At 56.2% G+C, this 17,729-nt stretch carries 13 protein-coding genes and 1 tRNA gene; 10 read left to right on the forward strand and 4 right to left on the reverse strand.

Annotated features, from left to right (window positions below; all coding sequences use genetic code 11):
* Positions 1-652: 652 nt before the first annotated feature.
* Complete coding sequence (locus L462_RS22135) at positions 653-1,369, reverse strand: helix-turn-helix transcriptional regulator (RefSeq protein ID WP_032677572.1); 717 nt, start codon at positions 1,367-1,369, stop codon at positions 653-655.
* Positions 1,370-1,393: 24 nt separating this feature from the next.
* Positions 1,394-2,092, reverse strand: a complete 699-nt coding sequence (locus L462_RS22130; protein WP_032677573.1) for an EAL domain-containing protein — start codon at positions 2,090-2,092, stop codon at positions 1,394-1,396.
* A 278-nt stretch (positions 2,093-2,370) separates the two neighbouring features.
* On the opposite strand from L462_RS22130, the gene L462_RS22125 reads away from it, so the two are divergent.
* The 10 genes from L462_RS22125 (at position 2,371) to L462_RS22080 (ending at position 14,971) form a co-directional block, all read left to right on the forward strand.
* A tRNA-Arg gene (locus L462_RS22125) sits at positions 2,371-2,447 on the forward strand.
* A 330-nt stretch (positions 2,448-2,777) separates the two neighbouring features.
* Complete coding sequence (locus L462_RS22120; RefSeq protein ID WP_032677574.1) at positions 2,778-3,794, forward strand: iron ABC transporter substrate-binding protein; 1,017 nt, start codon at positions 2,778-2,780, stop codon at positions 3,792-3,794.
* A 24-nt stretch (positions 3,795-3,818) separates the two neighbouring features.
* Positions 3,819-5,393, forward strand: coding sequence for an ABC transporter permease (locus tag L462_RS22115; RefSeq protein WP_032677575.1), 1,575 nt, complete (start codon positions 3,819-3,821; stop codon positions 5,391-5,393).
* A gap of 1 nt (position 5,394) precedes the next feature.
* Positions 5,395-6,435: an ABC transporter ATP-binding protein gene (locus tag L462_RS22110; protein WP_032677576.1), complete on the forward strand. Its 1,041-nt coding sequence runs from the start codon at positions 5,395-5,397 to the stop codon at positions 6,433-6,435.
* Between the two features lie 215 nt (positions 6,436-6,650).
* Positions 6,651-8,834 (forward strand): TonB-dependent receptor, encoded by a 2,184-nt coding sequence (locus L462_RS22105; RefSeq protein ID WP_032677577.1) that lies wholly within the window; start codon positions 6,651-6,653, stop codon positions 8,832-8,834.
* A gap of 102 nt (positions 8,835-8,936) precedes the next feature.
* Positions 8,937-10,325 carry a phenylalanine transporter gene (pheP, locus tag L462_RS22100; RefSeq protein WP_014168959.1) on the forward strand — a complete coding sequence of 463 codons (1,389 nt, stop codon included), beginning with the start codon at positions 8,937-8,939 and terminating at the stop codon, positions 10,323-10,325.
* A gap of 184 nt (positions 10,326-10,509) precedes the next feature.
* Positions 10,510-11,748, forward strand: a complete 1,239-nt coding sequence (locus tag L462_RS22095; protein WP_032677578.1) for an MFS transporter — start codon at positions 10,510-10,512, stop codon at positions 11,746-11,748.
* A 15-nt stretch (positions 11,749-11,763) separates the two neighbouring features.
* Positions 11,764-12,789 carry a sugar phosphate isomerase/epimerase family protein gene (locus L462_RS22090; RefSeq protein WP_032677579.1) on the forward strand — a complete coding sequence of 342 codons (1,026 nt, stop codon included), beginning with the start codon at positions 11,764-11,766 and terminating at the stop codon, positions 12,787-12,789.
* Complete coding sequence (locus L462_RS22085; RefSeq protein ID WP_032677580.1) at positions 12,782-13,924, forward strand: Gfo/Idh/MocA family protein; 1,143 nt, start codon at positions 12,782-12,784, stop codon at positions 13,922-13,924. Before L462_RS22090 ends, L462_RS22085 begins: the two co-directional genes overlap by 8 nt.
* Positions 13,925-13,999: 75 nt before the next feature.
* Entirely contained in the window at positions 14,000-14,971 is a 972-nt protein-coding gene (locus L462_RS22080) for a LacI family DNA-binding transcriptional regulator (protein ID WP_032677581.1), read from the forward strand.
* On the opposite strand, the gene L462_RS22075 is transcribed toward L462_RS22080, so the two are convergent.
* Positions 14,972-16,216, reverse strand: a complete 1,245-nt coding sequence (locus L462_RS22075) for a mechanosensitive ion channel family protein (protein WP_032677582.1) — start codon at positions 16,214-16,216, stop codon at positions 14,972-14,974.
* Positions 16,217-16,282: 66 nt separating this feature from the next.
* Positions 16,283-17,719 carry an MFS transporter gene (locus tag L462_RS22070; RefSeq protein ID WP_032677583.1) on the reverse strand — a complete coding sequence of 479 codons (1,437 nt, stop codon included), beginning with the start codon at positions 17,717-17,719 and terminating at the stop codon, positions 16,283-16,285.
* Positions 17,720-17,729 lie beyond the last annotated feature (10 nt).

A 17,729-nucleotide genomic window follows, 5' to 3' on the forward strand; every position in this document is an offset into this window, starting at 1 on the left:
CATCTCATTTGGCTGGTGTTGGCAAAAAGGTTTTTCTTATTCATATTTGATACGCGTCTTATTATACCGTGTAAGTTTTTTCCGAAAACCCTGTAAATTACCCCTCGCTTATTACTTTGTATTATCTTCTGGATCCGAATAGCTATTTTTTTAAAATTAGCTTAAATATCCTGTTATCCCATTTACCGCATCTTTTGATCTTTATGTAATAACAAAAAATGACATATCACACTGTATGTTGATCAAATGTTAACAAATCGACGGCCGTTTTCAGGGGCTGAAAGCGGGATCGGATGGCGAAAAAGTGTTCATAGAGGGCACCAGACCTTCGTTTGAAAGTGATCGGGTCGCCGCCGGAAAGGGCACCCATCGTACAGCAGAACATACTGCAGACTTCGCTTTCGAGTGCCGGGCAGTCTCGCCGAGCCGCTTGTTTTTACATCATTATCGTCTTATTAACTCCTTTATCAAACACTTAACGCACGGAGGAAAGTGCTGCAGATTATTCATTCTGTGACATTTCACATGGTTTAAGCCCGTAAATTAGGAATAGTTATAAAATTGAAATTATTGTTAAAATTTAACAAATAAGTAACATGATTGATAAGTAAATTCCTAAAGGTCTTTAGGAAATAAGGGCTTAGTGGGTGGGTTAGAAGGTGCAGTCTGAGAGGTTATTGAGAAGGTGCAGCAGTTCCTGGCGATGGGTCAGACCCAGTTTCAACAGAATGCAGCTGAGACGATAGATAATGCGGCTATAGGGGCGATTCTGCATCAACGCTATCTGGCGAAGGGTCTTCCCCCGCGATAACTCCTGCAAAATAGGCCATTCGGTGCGGGAGAACCAGTCTTTATCGCAGCCCTGGGGAGGGCTGGTATCCATCAGGCTGTGCTGGAAAGCAGACGGCGTCAGCTGACGTTCGAGTACGTGAAAAGGGCCCGCCGCTTTGCAGAACAGGCGAGTATCGTAATTATCCGCCCTGACTAACAGATAGGGCGTCAGAAAAGGGGGATAGAGGCTATGCCTTCTGAGCTGATCCAGCTTGTCGATCAGCGCAGTGGAGCGGCTTTCAATATCCACCACCAGACGGGCGGATGGCCACTGGGCCAGGGCGCTAAACGCATCCTCCAGCGTGGGATAGTCGCAACAGCTGCTCAGGGGAAATTGGCCGTTGAGAAAACCGGTGCGCAGAAAATGATCCTCCGTCACCAGAATGATAAACGGAGCGTCTGTTTTGCGGGGCTGGCTGATGGACTGACTCAAAAATTCGAGCCGGTCGAAGAAGGGGGGAGCAAAAGGCGAGCGCGTAAATCCCAGTGCATCACTTCCTGTACGCCGCCGCCGGTAACGGCGCACTGTCATTCGCATGGCCTCCCCCCTGGAAATGGCTTTTTAATCCTCCGGCCATGTCCAGGACGGCCAGTAATAGCCCTGGCCGAGTTCTGCGCCTGCCTGCAGTGCCCAGGTACAATCCTGCTCAGTCTCAATACCTTCAATAAGCACTTTCCCGGCAAGCTGAAAGCACCGGGACACCAGTTGCCTTAGCGCGGGCGTGGCGCGTAAACGCCAGAATGCATCCTTATCGATTTTTACGCCGCTTAACGGTAACTGGCAGGATAAAAAGGGCGGGATGAGTGTTTCATCAATGTCATCCAGCCAGATACCGTGACCTTGTCTGATGAGCTGCAACAGGCTCCGGGTAACGGTCTGCCTCTGCGCGGCTGACAGCGTTAAAAAAGCACTGGGGTCGACAAGTTCAATATTCAGCGGCGGACATTTTATCCGGCTAAGCCGCTGAAAAGCGTCGGGCTCTGTCAGGACGGTTATCGGCAGATTAATGAAAAAATTATTACAGTGCGGGGTATTTTTTAACGCGGTGAGCTGTGCTTCAAGCAGCGTTATCGACCAGTCTGCAGACTGATGGCGGAAAAAGGCTTCGCTATGCTGCGTTTCAGACAGGACGCTAAGGACCTCTACGCCGACCCTGCGTAAAGAGGAGAGGGCGACGATGGGCTCAAGTTTGATGCCGACGATGTCCTGAGAAAGGTACTGTAACCGGGGGGGCGTATAGGTCAGGTTTTGCGCTGTCACTCCATGGTCCTGTTGTCTGTCAGCCTCCAGGCGGCCGGGATACCTCACACTAGTGTGACGAGCTGACGCTCAGGAAAACAGCAGGCGTTACTTAAATGCAACTAAGCCTTTTCGCAGCGCGAAATTCTACGACGGAAAAGCGATGAATGTTGAAAAAACAGCCGTATTTACAATCGGCTAGCGGTAATTGCCCCTGAAAGCCGAAAAGGCATTGACTCACCTGTCATTGACCGTATAATTCCAGGCGTTTCACCACCGCGAAGTTCACTCTTCTCAGTGCGCCCTTAGCTCAGTTGGATAGAGCAACGGCCTTCTAAGCCGTAGGTCGTAGGTTCGAATCCTACAGGGCGTGCCATTTACTGCCTTCACCCTTTTTCGCTTCCACTCTCCCGTTTTACGCTAAATACACGTTTATGCCGATCTCATTCTGTCGATTAAATAATCGGGAAATAAATAGAACGCTAATGAATATTTGTTATTTTTCCAGCCTAAGGTTTTCTTAATCTTTATTTCATCCATTTTTATAATCTGGATTTTTATCATATTTATCCGCTGTATAAGAATATTTTACACTTTTACGACTAAACTTGATTGATACTAATTATCATTAGCGTTTTTGTATGCTTTAATCCTGTCCCACAACGCTATGCGTGGTAAATCACCCTGGTCTATAAAGGATATGTTCATGAATTCTCGCCTGTTGTCATGCTTCTCGCTTGCCTTGTTGTCTTCATCTCTTTTCCTTTCCACACAAGCACTTGCCGCTGATAACAACGAAGGTATCGTTGTTTATAACGCGCAGCATGAAAATCTGGTGAAGGCGTGGGTAGACGGTTTTACCAAAGAAACGGGTATTAAGGTGACGCTGCGTAATGGCGATGACAGCGAGCTGGGTAACCAGCTGGTTCAGGAAGGCACGGCATCACCTGCAGACGTGTTTCTGACGGAAAACTCGCCTTCAATGGTTCTGGTGGATAATGCCAAACTGTTCGCGCCACTGGATGCAGAGACCCTGAAGCAGGTGCCTGCGGAATTTCGTCCTGCGCACGGCCGCTGGATCGGGATTGCTGCGCGTAGCACGGTGTTTGTCTATAACCCGGAAAAATTGAGCGAACAGCAATTGCCAACATCGCTGATGGATCTGGCGAAACCTGAGTGGAAAGGCCGCTGGGCGGCATCGCCGTCAGGCGCGGATTTCCAGGCGATCGTGAGTGCGATGCTGGCCCTGAAAGGCGAGCAGGCCACCCTTGAGTGGCTGAAGGCGATGAAAACCAATTTTGTGGCCTACAAAGGTAACAGCACCGTGATGAAAGCCGTTAACGCCGGCCAGATTGATGGCGGTGTGATTTATCACTACTACCGTTTTGTCGATCAGTCCAAAACGGGTGAAAACAGCAAAAACACCCAACTCTACTACTTCAAACATCAGGATCCGGGTGCCTTTGTCAGCCTTTCCGGCGGTGGCGTACTGGCGTCCAGCAAACACAAAGAACAGGCTCAGGCATTCATCAAGTGGATCACCGGTAAAGAAGGTCAGGAGAGCCTGCGCACCAACAACGCGTTTGAATATGCGGTTGGCGTGAACGCGGCCTCTAACCCGAAGCTGGTTCCGCTGAAAGATCTGGATGCGCCGAAAGTGGAACCTTCAACGCTTAACAGCAAAAAAGTTATCGAGCTGATGACGCAAGCCGGCCTGCTGTGATCCTGAGAGTTAAGTGAACGCCTTATGTCTGGTCTGAGTCTCGACATCGGAAAAAACAGGATGCAGGAGCCTGCCCGCAGGCGACCTGCGCTGCCGATGGTTGCGTTAGCTGTCTTATTTTCATTAATGGCGCTTCTGCCTCTGGGTTTTATCATTGCCATTGGCATTGAGACGGGCTGGGAGACCATTAAGACGCTGGTGTTCCGCCCGCGTGTTGCTGAGCTACTCAGCAACACGCTGTGGCTGACGGCCTTAGCGGTTCCGCTTTGTATTGTGACCGGCGTGGCGATAGCCTGGCTCACGGAGCGTACCCGGCTGGCCGGGCGGGGAATATGGTCTGCGCTGGCGGTCGCCCCGCTGGCAATCCCCGCGTTTGTACAAAGCTATGCCTGGGTGAGCGTCGTCCCCTCCCTGCACGGTCTCTCAGCGGGAGTATTCCTCTCTGTTTTAGCTTACTACCCGTTTATCTACATGCCGGTTGCCGCGGTACTGCGCCGCCTCGACCCGACGCTTGAAGATGTGGCCGCGTCGCTCGGCACGCCGCCGTGGCGGGTCTTTTTCCGCGTAGTGTTGCCGCAGCTCAAGCTTGCTATCTGCGGCGGGGCGCTGCTGGTCGCGCTGCACCTGCTGGCGGAATACGGCCTGTACGTGATGATCCGCTTTGATACGTTCACCACCGCGATTTATGACCAGTTTCAGTCTACCTTCAGCGGCCCGGCAGCCAATATGCTGGCAGGCGTGCTGGCCTTATGCTGTCTGGCCATCTTAATGCTGGAAGGGGTGACGCGCGGAAAAGCACGCTATGCGCGCATCGGCGGCGGGGCAGCACGTGAACAGAAACGCTGGCCGCTGAAGCCGGTCGCGGCCACGCTGGGCCAGCTGTTTTTCCTCACGCTGATCGTGCTGGCGCTGGGCGTACCGTTAATTGTGCTCTGTCGCTGGGTCTGGCTGGGCGGTATTGAGAACTGGATGAGCGTGGACCTCTGGCACTCCCTGCGCCAGACGCTCATGCTCGGCGTGGGTGGCGCACTGCTGACCACGGCCTGCGTGATCCCCATTGCGTGGCTCGGTATCCGTTATCCGCACCGCGTCTTCCGGATGCTGGAAGGGTGTATCTACATCACCAGCTCGCTGCCGGGGATTGTGACCGCTCTCGCGCTGGTAACGGTGACGATTCATTACGCCCGCCCCATTTATCAGACGGAAATTACGCTCTTCCTCGCCTATCTGCTGATGTTTATGCCCCGCGCGCTCATCAACCTGCGGGCCGGGATTGCACAGGCGCCGGTAGAGCTGGAAAACGTGGCGCGTAGCCTTGGCAGCACGCCTGCGAAGGCGCTGTGGAGCGTCACCATGCGGCTGGCCGCGCCGGGTGCCGCCGCGGGGGCTGCGCTTGTTTTTCTCGGCGTCAGCAACGAACTGACCGCCACGCTGCTGCTCTCCCCGCTGGGAACGCGCACGCTTTCCACCGGCTTCTGGGCGCTGACCAGTGAGATCGATTATGTTGCCGCCGCGCCGTACGCGATGCTGATGATCCTGATTTCACTCCCGCTGACCGCCATCCTCTACGTGCAGTCGAAAAAAATTGCAGGACTATGACATGCTTGAATTAACGTCCATTTCTAAATCCTTTTCCGGTGTGCAGGTGCTCGACAGCTTAAACCTGAGCGTTGCGCCGGGGAGCCGGACGGCGATAGTCGGGCCGTCCGGGTCAGGGAAAACGACGCTGCTGCGCATTCTTGCCGGCTTTGAAACGCCGGACGCCGGGCGGATAGTGATGCAGGGCCGAACGCTGTTTGACGAAAACAGCTTCGTTCCCGCCCATCTGCGCGGCATCGGCTTTGTTCCCCAGGAGGGGGCGTTATTCCCGCATCTCAGCGTTGCAGACAACATTGCCTGGGGGCTGGACGGCACGCGCCACGAAAAGCGCCAGCGCGTAGAGGCGCTGATGGAGATGGTGTCGCTGGACAGGCAGCTCGCGACCCACTGGCCGCATGAGATTTCTGGCGGACAGCAGCAGCGTGTGGCGCTCGCCCGCGCGCTGGCTCAGCGTCCTTCATTGATGCTGCTGGATGAGCCGTTCTCGGCGCTCGATACCGGTCTTCGCGCCATGACCCGCAAAGCGACCGCTGACCTGCTGGCGGAAGCGGGCGTTGCCTCGATTCTGGTGACGCACGATCAAAACGAAGCGTTATCTTTTGCCACCCAGGTGGCAGTAATGCGTTCCGGGCGCTTTACCCAGGTGGGTACCCCGTATGACGTCTACACTCAGCCCGTTGATGAAGAGACCGCGCTGTTTCTGGGCGACGCAGTGATCCTGCCCGCTCAGCTTACCGCCGGCCATGCGGTGTGCGCGCTGGGTGAGATACCCACCAACAATACGCATGCCACCGGGCAGGGCCGGGTCATGATGCGCCCTGAACAACTGCGCGTGACGGCGTGCGCGCCGCATGAAAGCCCGGTGTCGATAATTGATGTCGATTTTACCGGTCATTTGTCCACGCTCACCCTGGCGTTTGCCGGGCAGCAGGAGCCTGTTGTTCTGAAGACTGTAAGCCAGCCTGGCTGGAATCCGGGTACGGCTGTGCGTATTGATGTTGCGGGAACCGCCCGCGTTTTATCGTTCTCCCGCCGCGCCTGAAAGACCGTCCCGGAAACGGGGCGGTTATGCCACGCTATCCCGTCCATACGTCCTCCTGCTTTCCCGCGCCTGTTAACCGATTTTCTCACGCAGTGACGTGCGTTTACGCTTGCCAACAATCATGTAATGCGTATAGTTCTCATTTGCATTGCACTTGATTACATTCTAAGGCCCGACAACGGGCCCTTTTTGCGCGCACGTTTAATGAGTTAATTATGAATAACACGAAAAGGCATAAAACGCTGCTGGCTCTCGCCATTGGCGCGGTCACGCACTCCGCCCTGGCGGCGGATGAAAAGAAAGAAGACACCCTGATTGTCCAGTCTGCGCCTGCCAGCGATTTTAAACCCGGCGGCGACCAGCTTGTGCCGGCGTTCCTTGACGGGCAGGTGGCGAACGGTGGACGCATGGGGATGCTGGGGCAGCAGAACGCCATGGACGTGCCGTTTAATATCATCAGCTACACCTCGAAGCTGGTAGAAGATCAGCAGGCGAAAACCATTGCTGATGTGGTCGCTAACGACGCGGGGGTGCAGTACGTGCAGGGCTACGGCAACAGCGCCGAAACCTTCCGTATCCGTGGCCTGAAGTTTGACGGGGATGACATGACCTTCGGCGGCCTGTCCGGCGTTCTGCCGCGTCAGGTGGTGGATGCGCAGATGGTCGACCGCATTGAGATTTTTAAAGGGGCAAACGCCCTGATGAACGGCGCGGCAAGTTCAGGCGTGGGGGGAATGATTAACCTTGAGCCGAAACATGCGGATGAAACGCCGCAGGCAAAAGTGGGCGTTGATTACACCTCTGATTCCCAGTTTGGCACCACGCTGGATGCGGGCCGTCGCTATGGCGACAACGACCAGTTTGGCGCGCGCGTGAACCTCGTCCATCGCGAAGGGGAAAGCGGGGTGCCCAACGATCGCCGCCGCACTACGCTGCTCTCCACCGGCCTCGACTACAAAGGCGACAATTTCCGCACCTCTCTGGATGTGGGATATCAGAAGAAAACCTTCCATGGCAGCCCGACCAGCGTCAATATCTCCGCCGTGGATTTCGTGCCTGAACCGCCGAAAAACGATCGTAACTTCTCGCAGAAATGGGCCTACAGCAACATCGAAAATGAATTCGGGATGTGGCGCAGCGAGTACGACATTACCGATAACTGGACGGCCTATACCGGCCTCGGCGCACAGCACGCTCACGAAGAAGGGATTTACAGCGCGCCGAAGCTGCTGGATAAAAGCGGTAAGGCGACGGTCAGCCGTCTTGATACCAACCGCATCAGCGATTCCGTCAGCGGGATGGCGGGTATTCGCGGTAACTTTGCTACCGGCTTCGTAACGCATAAAGTCAACGTCGGTTACTCCGCGATGACCAAAAACGAAAAAATCGGCTGGAAAATGTCGGCGGCGGCGGATAACCCAACCACCAATATCTATCACAATACCGGTGTGGATATGCCGGACAGCTCCAGTTTCAACGGTTTAGGCGGAAATTACAGCGATCCGCTCACCAGCGGGCGTACCCGGACGCAGGGCTGGCTGTTGAGTGATACGCTGGGCGTGCTGGACGACAAACTGCTGTTTACCGCCGGGGCGCGTCATCAGAAGGTGGTCATTCGCGGATACAACAAAATTACCGGGCAGGAGAATAAAGCAGACGGCTTCGACGGCAGCCGCTGGATGCCTACCTACGGTGTGGTTTACAAGCCGTGGGAGGCGATCTCCCTGTATGCCAACCACACTGAAGCGCTGCAGCCGGGTCAATCAGCCCCCAACACCGCCACCAACTACGGGCAGAGCACCGGCATCGTTCACTCTAAGCAGAACGAAGTGGGCGTGAAGGCGGATTTTGGTCGCGTGGGCGGCTCCCTGGCGCTGTTTGAGATCAAAATGCCGTCGGCGATCCTCAACAGCAACGGTCATTATGGTCTTGATGCCGAGCAGCGTAACCGCGGCGTGGAGCTGAATGTGTTCGGTGAGCCCCTGCTGGGCGTCCGTCTGAACGCCAGCGCTACCTGGCTGCAGGCGGAGCTGACCAAAACCAACAACGGCCTCAACCAGGGTAATGATGCGATTGGCGTTCCGAATTTCTATGCCGTTCTGGGCGCAGAGTATGACATCAAACCGATTGATGGCCTGACCGCTACCGCGCGCGTGAACCACTCCGGCACGCAATACGCGGACCTGGCGAACACCAAAAAGCTGGACAGCTACTCTACGCTGGATCTGGGTATGCGTTATCGCTTCGCCGTTAACCACAATCAAAATCAGATGACGGTGCGTGCGGGTATCGACAACGTGACTAATGAAAACTACTGGTCCAGCGTGGATGATTCAGGTACCTACATCACCCAGGGCGAACCGCGTACCTTTAAAGTCTCGGTGGGCTACGCATTCTGAGAACGCCGCTCGTTATCCGGGGCAGGGATGCCCCATTCCCTTGCTACCACCAGCCTGAAGTGTTAAAACGTGCCCCTTCTAAAAAAGAGACAGGGGTAGGGCGTGAAAGACGCGTCATCCGCTTCAGGCACCGGTAGCGCTGAAGCTTCGTCGGAACAGAATCCGACGCTGCAACGTGGTTTGCAAAATCGACATATACAGTTAATTGCCCTCGGTGGGGCTATCGGTACCGGGCTGTTTCTCGGCATCGGCCCTGCCATTCAGATGGCGGGGCCGGCGGTATTGCTGGGTTATGCCCTCGCCGGGATTATCGCCTTCCTGATCATGCGCCAGCTTGGCGAGATGGTCGTCGAAGAGCCTGTGTCAGGCTCGTTCGCACACTTTGCGTATAAATACTGGGGCCCGTTTGCGGGGTTCCTCTCCGGCTGGAACTACTGGGTGATGTTTGTGCTGGTGGGGATGGCAGAGCTGACCGCCGCTGGCATCTACATGCAGTACTGGCTCCCGGATGTGCCCACCTGGATTTGGGCGGCGGCCTTCTTCATCATCATTAATGCCATCAACCTTGTGAACGTCCGTTTGTACGGTGAAACCGAGTTCTGGTTTGCGCTCATCAAGGTGCTGGCGATTATCGGCATGATTGGTTTTGGCCTGTGGTTGCTGTTCTCGGGTCATGGCGGTGAGCGTGCCACGATCGACAACCTGTGGCAGCACGGGGGGTTCCTGGCGACCGGCTGGAAGGGGCTTATCCTTTCGCTGGCGGTGATCATGTTCTCTTTCGGCGGGCTGGAGCTGATTGGTATCACTGCCGCTGAAGCGCGCGACCCGCATAAAAGCATTCCGAAAGCGGTCAACCAGGTGGTGTACCGTATTCTGCTGTTCTACATCGGTTCGCTGGTGGTATTGCTCGCGCTCTATCCCTGGGTTGAGGTGAAATCAAACAGCAGTCCGTTTGTGATGATTTTCCACGATCTCAACAGCAATGTGGTGGCCTCAGCGTTGAACTTCGTTATTCTGGTGGCGTCACTTTCGGTCTATAACAGCGGCGTCTACTCCAACAGTCGGATGCTGTTTGGCCTCTCCGTGCAGGGGAATGCGCCGAAGTTCTTAACCCGCGTCAGCCGTCGCGGCGTGCCGGTGAATTCTCTGCTGTTGTCCGGTGCGATCACCTCTTTGGTGGTGGTGATCAACTACCTGCTGCCAAAAGAGGCGTTTGGCCTGCTGATGGCGCTGGTGGTTGCCACCCTGCTGCTGAACTGGATCATGATCTGCCTGGCGCACCTGCGTTTTCGTGCCGCGATGCGTCGTAAGGGACGTGAGACGCAGTTTAAAGCGCTGCTTTATCCGGCAGGAAACTATCTCTGCATCGCTTTCCTCGGGTTGATCCTTGTGCTGATGTGCACCATGGACGACATGCGCCTTTCCGCGATGTTGCTCCCGGTGTGGGTCATCTTCCTGTTTGTGGCATTTAAACTTTCCCGCAAGCAATAATGCATGCCGCCCTCTCCCGGTGGGAGAGGGCGAGCTATCCGGTTTCCCATCCCAACGCGATAAACCTCTTTATCGTGACCCCTCTCCCAAATCTCTCCTGATCCACAGGATCTTTATTTTGTAATCGATTACTTTTCATTTGAGGGTATTTGTAATCGATTACTTTTCTAGGGTGAGGCTCATTATGATGTCAACAACTGAAAGTAGTGGAAAGGTGATAGCGCAGCACCGGCTGCTGGTTCCGCGTCTGTCGCTGATGATGTTTCTGCAGTTTTTTATCTGGGGTAGCTGGTCGGTCACGCTGGGTCTGGTGATGACCCAGCACAATATGTCGTTGCTGATTGGTGATGCGTTCTCCGCCGGGCCCATCGCCTCTATTTTGTCGCCGTTCGTGCTCGGGATGCTGGTGGATCGCTTCTTCGCCTCGCAGAAGGTGATGGCGGTAATGCACCTGGCGGGCGCGGCTATCCTGTGGTTCGTTCCGGGGGCGCTGATCGCTGAAAATGGTGCGCTGCTGATCGGCCTGCTGTTTGGCTACACGCTTTGTTATATGCCGACGCTGGCGTTAACGAACAACATCGCGTTTCACAGCCTGGCAAACGTCGATAAAACCTTCCCGGTGGTGCGCGTGTTCGGCACTATCGGCTGGATTGTCGCGGGGATCTTTATCGGCGTTACTGGCGTGGCCTCCAGCGTCACGATCTTCCAGGTTGCGGCGGCGAGCTCCGTGCTGCTGGCGCTCTACAGCCTGACGCTGCCGCACACGCCTGCCCCCGCAAAAGGGCTGCCGGTCCAGGTTCGCGATCTGTTCTGCGCTGATGCGTTTGCCCTGCTGAAAACCCGCCACTTCCTGGTCTTTTCCGTCTGCGCAATGCTGATTTCCGTGCCGCTTGGCACCTACTACGCTTACACCGCCTCGTATCTGGCGGATGCCGGGATTGCTGATGTCAGCACCGCGATGTCGTTCGGCCAGATGTCAGAGATTGTCTTCATGCTGGTGATCCCGCTGCTTTTCCGTCGTCTGGGCGTGAAAGTCATGCTGCTGGTCGGCATGCTGGCGTGGTTTGTCCGTTACGCGATGTTTGCCATGGGGGTGAGTGAGGAGGGACGTTTCCTGCTCTATCTCGGCATCCTGTTGCACGGTGTGTGCTATGACTTCTTCTTTGTGGTGGGCTTTATCTATACCGACCGCGTGGCGGGCGAAAAGGTGAAAGGCCAGGCGCAGAGCATGATCGTGATGTTCACCTATGGCATCGGCATGCTGCTTGGTTCGCAGATTTCTGGCGCGCTGTATAACCGTCTGGTGGCGGGACAGGCCGTGCCGCAGGCGTGGGTCACCTTCTGGTGGATCCCGGCGGTGGCGGCAGCGGTGATTGCGCTGATTTTCCTTCTCACGTTCAAATATGACGATGACAAGGCGTAACGTTCAGGAGGTGGTATGAGAACGATTAAGGGACCTGGTATTTTCCTGTCGCAGTTTATCAGCGCAGAAGCGCCGTTTAACTCGCTGGATGGGCTGGCAGGCTGGGCAGCAGGTAAGGGCTACAAAGCCGTGCAGATCCCCTGCAATCATCCGCACATTTTTGACGTGGAGAAAGCGGCTGAGAGCCAGGCCTACTGTGACGACATTACCGGCACGCTGGCGGAGCACGGGCTGGCGGTCAGCGAGCTGTCGACCCATCTGGAAGGGCAGCTTATTGCGGTGAACCCGGTCTACGGCGACGCGTTTGACCATTTCGCGCCGGCAGACGTGCGGGGTAACGACGCGGCCCGTCGGGCGTGGGCAGCCAGCAAATTGAATCAGGCGGCGGCGGCCTCCGAAAAGTTAGGCCTGACAGCGCACGCCACTTTTTCTGGATCGCTGGCGTGGCCATTTTTCTATCCGTGGCCGCCGCACAACGCGCAGCGTTTTCAGGACGCTTTCCAGACGCTGGCAACCCGCTGGCGGCCCATTCTGGACACTTTTGATGAGCATGGCGTCGATGTCTGTTATGAGCTGCATCCGGGGGAAGATCTGCATGACGGCGTGACGTTTGAGCGTTTTCTGGCGCTGGTGGACAACCACCCGCGCTGCAATATTCTCTACGATCCCAGCCATATGCTGCTTCAGCAGATGGACTACCTGACGTTTATCGATCTCTACCATGCGCGCATTAAAGCGTTTCACGTCAAAGATGCAGAGTTTCGTCCTAACGGGCGCAGCGGCGTATACGGTGGCTACCAGCCGTGGCTTCATCGTCCGGGTCGCTTCCGGTCGCCGGGCGACGGGCAGATCGACTTCACCGGTATTTTCAGCAAACTGACCCAGTACGACTACGAGGGCTGGGCAGTGCTGGAGTGGGAGTGCTGTCTTAAAGATGGCGATACCGGTGCCCGCGAAGGCAGCGAATTTATCCGTCGTCATATCATTCCGGTATCCGGGCGCGCGTTTGACGATTTCGCCGCAGGAGGCAGCCATGATTAACGTCGGGATCGTCGGCAGCGGCTTTATCGGCCCGGCGCACATTGAGGCGCTGCGGCGTCTCGGCAGTGTGCAGGTGGTCGCCCTGTGCGACAGCTCGCTTTCACAAGCGCAGGAAAAGGCGCGCCAGCTGAATGTGCCCCATGCTTACGGGAACGTTGAGGCACTGCTCGCCCATCCGGATCTGCACGTGGTGCATAACTGCACGCCAAACCATCTCCACGCAGAGATGAACCGTCAGATTTTGCGGGCGGGTAAGCATGTTTTTTCCGAAAAGCCGCTGTGTATGACCCCGGAAGAGGCCCGCGAGCTGGTGGCACTGGCTGAGCAGGCGGGCGTGGTACACGGCGTCAGCTTTGTCTATCGCCAGTTTGCGATGGTGCGCCAGGCGGCCAGCATGAGGCGCGAGGGCAGTCTCGGTCGGCTGTTTGCCACGCATGGCAGCTATCTGCAGGACTGGATGCTGCTGGAAACCGACTACAACTGGCGGGTGGATGCCGCGCTGGGCGGTGCGTCGCGCGCGGTGGCGGATATTGGCTCCCACTGGTGTGACACGGTGCAGTTTGTGACCGGGCGGCGGATCACTGACGTGATGGCCGATCTCGCCATCGTCTGGCCAACGCGCAAGGCCAGTGCGGCGGGAAACCGGACCTTCACGGATGATCGCAGCGCGAACGATGAAGACAAACCGGTCACCACCGAAGATTTTGGCTCGGTGCTGGTGCGCTTCGACGATGGCAGCAAAGGCAGTTTTAACGTCTCGCAGGTCAGCGCCGGGCGCAAAAATCGGCTGACGTTTGAAATTAACGGCAGCGAACGGTCCGTGGCGTGGGATCAGGAGGTGCCGCAGCAACTCTGGATCGGCCATCGTACGCAGGCAAACCAGATCCTCTCCGACGATCCAAACCTGATGAACCGTGACGTGGCCGAAAGCGCCCATTTTCCCGGCGGACATATCGAAGGCTGGCCTGATGCCTTTAAAAATATGATGGCGCAGTTTTACCGCGCCGTGATGCAGGGGGAGATGCCGGCACAGCCGCTGTTTGCGACGTTCCATGACGGCGCGAACGTCATGTATATCATTGATGCGATAGTGAAAAGCCATCAGCAACAGCGCTGGGTGCGCGTTGCGTATTGACGCGTTGCCCGGTTCGCCGGGCAACGAATTTATGGTAGCCTGCATAAAACGTTAACCGCAGGAAATGCCGTCGCTATGTCCATTCAGAAAATCGCTCAGCTTGCCGGGGTGTCCGTGGCAACGGTCTCTCGCGTGCTTAACAACAGCGATACCGTGAAAGCGAAAAACCGCGAACGCGTCCTGCAGGCGATCAAAGAGAGTAATTACCAGCCCAACCTGCTGGCGCGCCAGCTGCGAACTGCCCGCAGCTATATGATTCTGGTAATGGTGTCGAACATCGCTAACCCGTTCTGCGCCGAAGTGGTGAAAGGCATTGAAGAGGAAGCCGAAAAGAACGGCTACCGCATTCTGCTGTGCAATTCCGGCTCTGACATTGAACGCTCGCGTTCGGGGCTGAGTTTGCTGTCCGGTAAAATTGTCGACGGCATTATCACCATGGATGCCTTCTCAAAGCTTCCTGAGCTGGCCGCCCTGATTGGCGCTGCGCCGTGGGTGCAGTGTGCCGAATACGCCGATGCCGGTGCGGTCTCCTGCGTCGGGATTAACGATGTGGACGCCTCGCAGCATGCGGTCAGCCAGCTTGCCGACGGCGGGCGCGGGCGGATCGCGATGATTAACCACGACCTGAGTTATAAATATGCCCGCCTGCGCGAGCGTGGCTATAAGAGCGTTATCCACCTGAAAGATCTGGCTTACCAGGCAGTGGAATACGCCAGCGATCTCAGCTTCAGTGCCGGAATGGCGGCGATGCAAAATCTGCTGAAGGAAAACCCGCCGGACGCGGTCTTTGCCGTTTCCGATACCCTGGCGGCAGGCGCATTGCATGCGATCCAGCAGGCGGGATTACGCGTGCCGGAAGACATTGCGGTAGTCGGGTTTGACGGTACGGAACTGGCGGAGATGATTTCGCTCACCACCATCGAACAGCCGTCGCGGGATATTGGGCGCAAGGCGGTCGATTTGTTGTTGAATAAAATCGATAACCCGGATGCGCCCACGGAAAGAGTGATGATGGACTGGCGCTTTATCTCCCGCGCCAGCGCCTGATTATTTCGCTATTACGCCAGCCAGCGAGCGAATATCGTTTCCGGTCGGAGACTGATGAATACGCAGACCAAATTCATCCACCACGGCGAATATATGGTCGAAAATATCGGCCTGAATCGCCTCATATTCCGCCCAGACGACTGTGTTAGTGAACGCGTATATTTCAACTGGCAGCCCGTTAGCTTCTGGCGCTAACTGGCGAACCATCAGCGTCATATCTTTACGGATCCGCGGGTGATTACGCAGATATTCATTTAAATAGGCGCGGAAGGTTCCAATATTGGTCATTTTGCGCAGGTTCAGCACCGATTCGCCTTCACCGTTTTCCTGATTCCAGAGCGTAATTTCTTCATGACGCGCCGCCATGTACGGCTTAAGCAGCTTCGCCTGAATCAGCTGCTGTTGCTCCTGCTCGTCGAGGAAGTGGATGCTGGTGGTGTCTATATTCAGGCTACGCTTGATGCGTCGCCCGCCGGAGGCCGACATGCCGCTCCAGTTGATAAAGGCATCAGAGACCAGCGCCCAGGTCGGAATGGTGGTGATGGTATTGTCGAAGTTGCGCACCTTCACGGTGGTCAGGCCGATGTCTGTGACCGTGCCGTTGGCTCCGTATTTTGGCATCTCCAGCCAGTCACCGAGTTTAAGCATGTCATTGGCGGAGAGCTGGATCCCGGCGACAAGCCCGAGGATCGGGTCTTTAAACACCAGCATTAACACTGCAGCCATGGCGCCCAGGCCGCTAATCAGAATGGCTGGCGACTGACCAATCAGCAGCGAGATAATTAAAATCCCCACCAGAATAGCGCTCACCAGTTTTATCCCCTGGAAGATGCCCTTCAGCGGGAGCTGCGAGGCTGTCGCCATCTTTTGCGAAAGATTGAAAATGACGTCCAGCAGCGAGAAGAACGAGAGCAGGGCATACACCATCACCCACAACTTTGCGCAGGTGGTGAGCATTTCCGCGGCTTCGCTGCCTTTTTGCAGCCACAGTACCGCCTGAACGTTGACAATAATCCCCTGCAGGGTAAAGGCGACACGGTGAAATAACTTGTTCTGGGTAATGATTTGCAACCATAAATGGCTGCTGGCCTGCGCGCGTTTCTCAAAGGCCCGCAGGACCACTTTGTGCAGAATAAAATGAACGATGAGTGCGGTAAGAAAAATAATACCAAAGATAATTACTAAAGAGGTGGTGTGATTAATTTCAATGCCTAACTCTTCAACCTGAGCAATTAATTCCTGCATAACGTCTCCTGTATTGATGCAGCCCCATAATGGCGGCTGCGGATCTATTATGCAAATCCGTCAGGGTTATTTGACGGCGTGGCAGGTCGTCACCACCGGCAGGCACAGGTGATGGCGAACCCGCAGCGTCGCCAGCGCGAGGATCACCATCAGGCCAGTTTCCACCGCGAGGAAGAGGGTGATCGCCTGGGTGTAATCTCCGTGATGATTTTGCAGACCGTGCAGCAAAATCGCGCCAAAGATGGCCGGGCCGAGTCCAAGCGCCGCCTGCTGCAGCGTGCTCAAAATGGCGCTCGCCGCCCCGGCGTCATCAGGCTGAATATCGCGCATGCCAATACGATAAAAACTGTTCACGATCAGCGCCTGACCGTAGCCGACCAGCCCGGTCGCGGGTGCCAGCGTCAGCGCGGTATTGTGCATTCCCCAGAGGCGGAAGGTGACAATCAGCGCCAGCAGGCCCGCTATCTGGATCGCCAGACCGGTCAGCAGAATGGTACTGGTGCTGTAGCGGGCAATCAGACGCGGGGCAAACCACGCTGAAATAAAGTAGGTGACACCCAGGGCGATAAAACTGTTGCCAGACTGCCACGGCGCCATCCCCAGACCGGTTTGCATGGTTAACGCCATGCAGAACATAAAGCCGGACCAGACGCTAAAAAAGAGCAACGCAATCAGCACGCCAAAGCGGATACTGCGCAACTGCAGCAGGCGCGGCGGGATCAGCGGATGTGCATCGTCCCGCTCTTTTTTGCGGGCGTTGAGGGCCATCAACCCGGCAAGCGGAATAATGGCGATAAGCGCGACCTTGAGCGGCCAGGACCAGTGCCACTGCGGGCCAAGCGCCATCGGGAACAGCAGGCAGCAGAGGATGATCGCCAGCAGGACGGTGCCCGTCCAGTCAATGCTTGATGGCGTGTCGCGGCGGGTTTCCGGCACGTAGCGGCGGCTCATGGCCAGCACCACCAGACAAATTGGCACGTTGATAAAGAAGGCGTTACGCCAGCCGAGGCCGGCAATGTCCGCCGATACCAGCCAGCCTCCGCCCATCTGGCCGACGATAAACGCGATGCCGCCGATGCCGCCAAAGAGGCTGATGGCCTTCGCGTGGGCCGTGCCTTTCAGCGTTACGTGCAGGGTGGCGAGAATTTGCGGCATGATCAGCGCCGCGCCAGCCCCCTGAAGAATACGGGCGCCCAGCAGTTGTTCAATGTTGCCTGCCATTCCGCACAGCAGCGAGGCCAGGCCAAAGCTCGCCACGCCCCACATGAAAAGACGACGGCGGCCAAGGTTATCCCCCAGCTTGCTGCCGAGGGCAAGGCAGACGGCAAAGGCCACACCGTAAAGGGCCACAATTAATTCCAGCTCGGTGGCCGTAGCGTGCAGCGAATGGGTGATAGCATCCAGCGCCACGTTGGTGATTGAGGTATCAATCAGCGGCAGCATCTGGCCGGTTAACAGCAATATCAGGCCTGCGCGGCCCGGTGAAACGACTGACGTATTCATGGTAACTCCA

The sequence above is a fragment of the Enterobacter sp. BIDMC 26 genome, assembly GCF_000534435.1.
Taxonomy (GTDB): domain Bacteria; phylum Pseudomonadota; class Gammaproteobacteria; order Enterobacterales; family Enterobacteriaceae; genus Enterobacter; species Enterobacter ludwigii.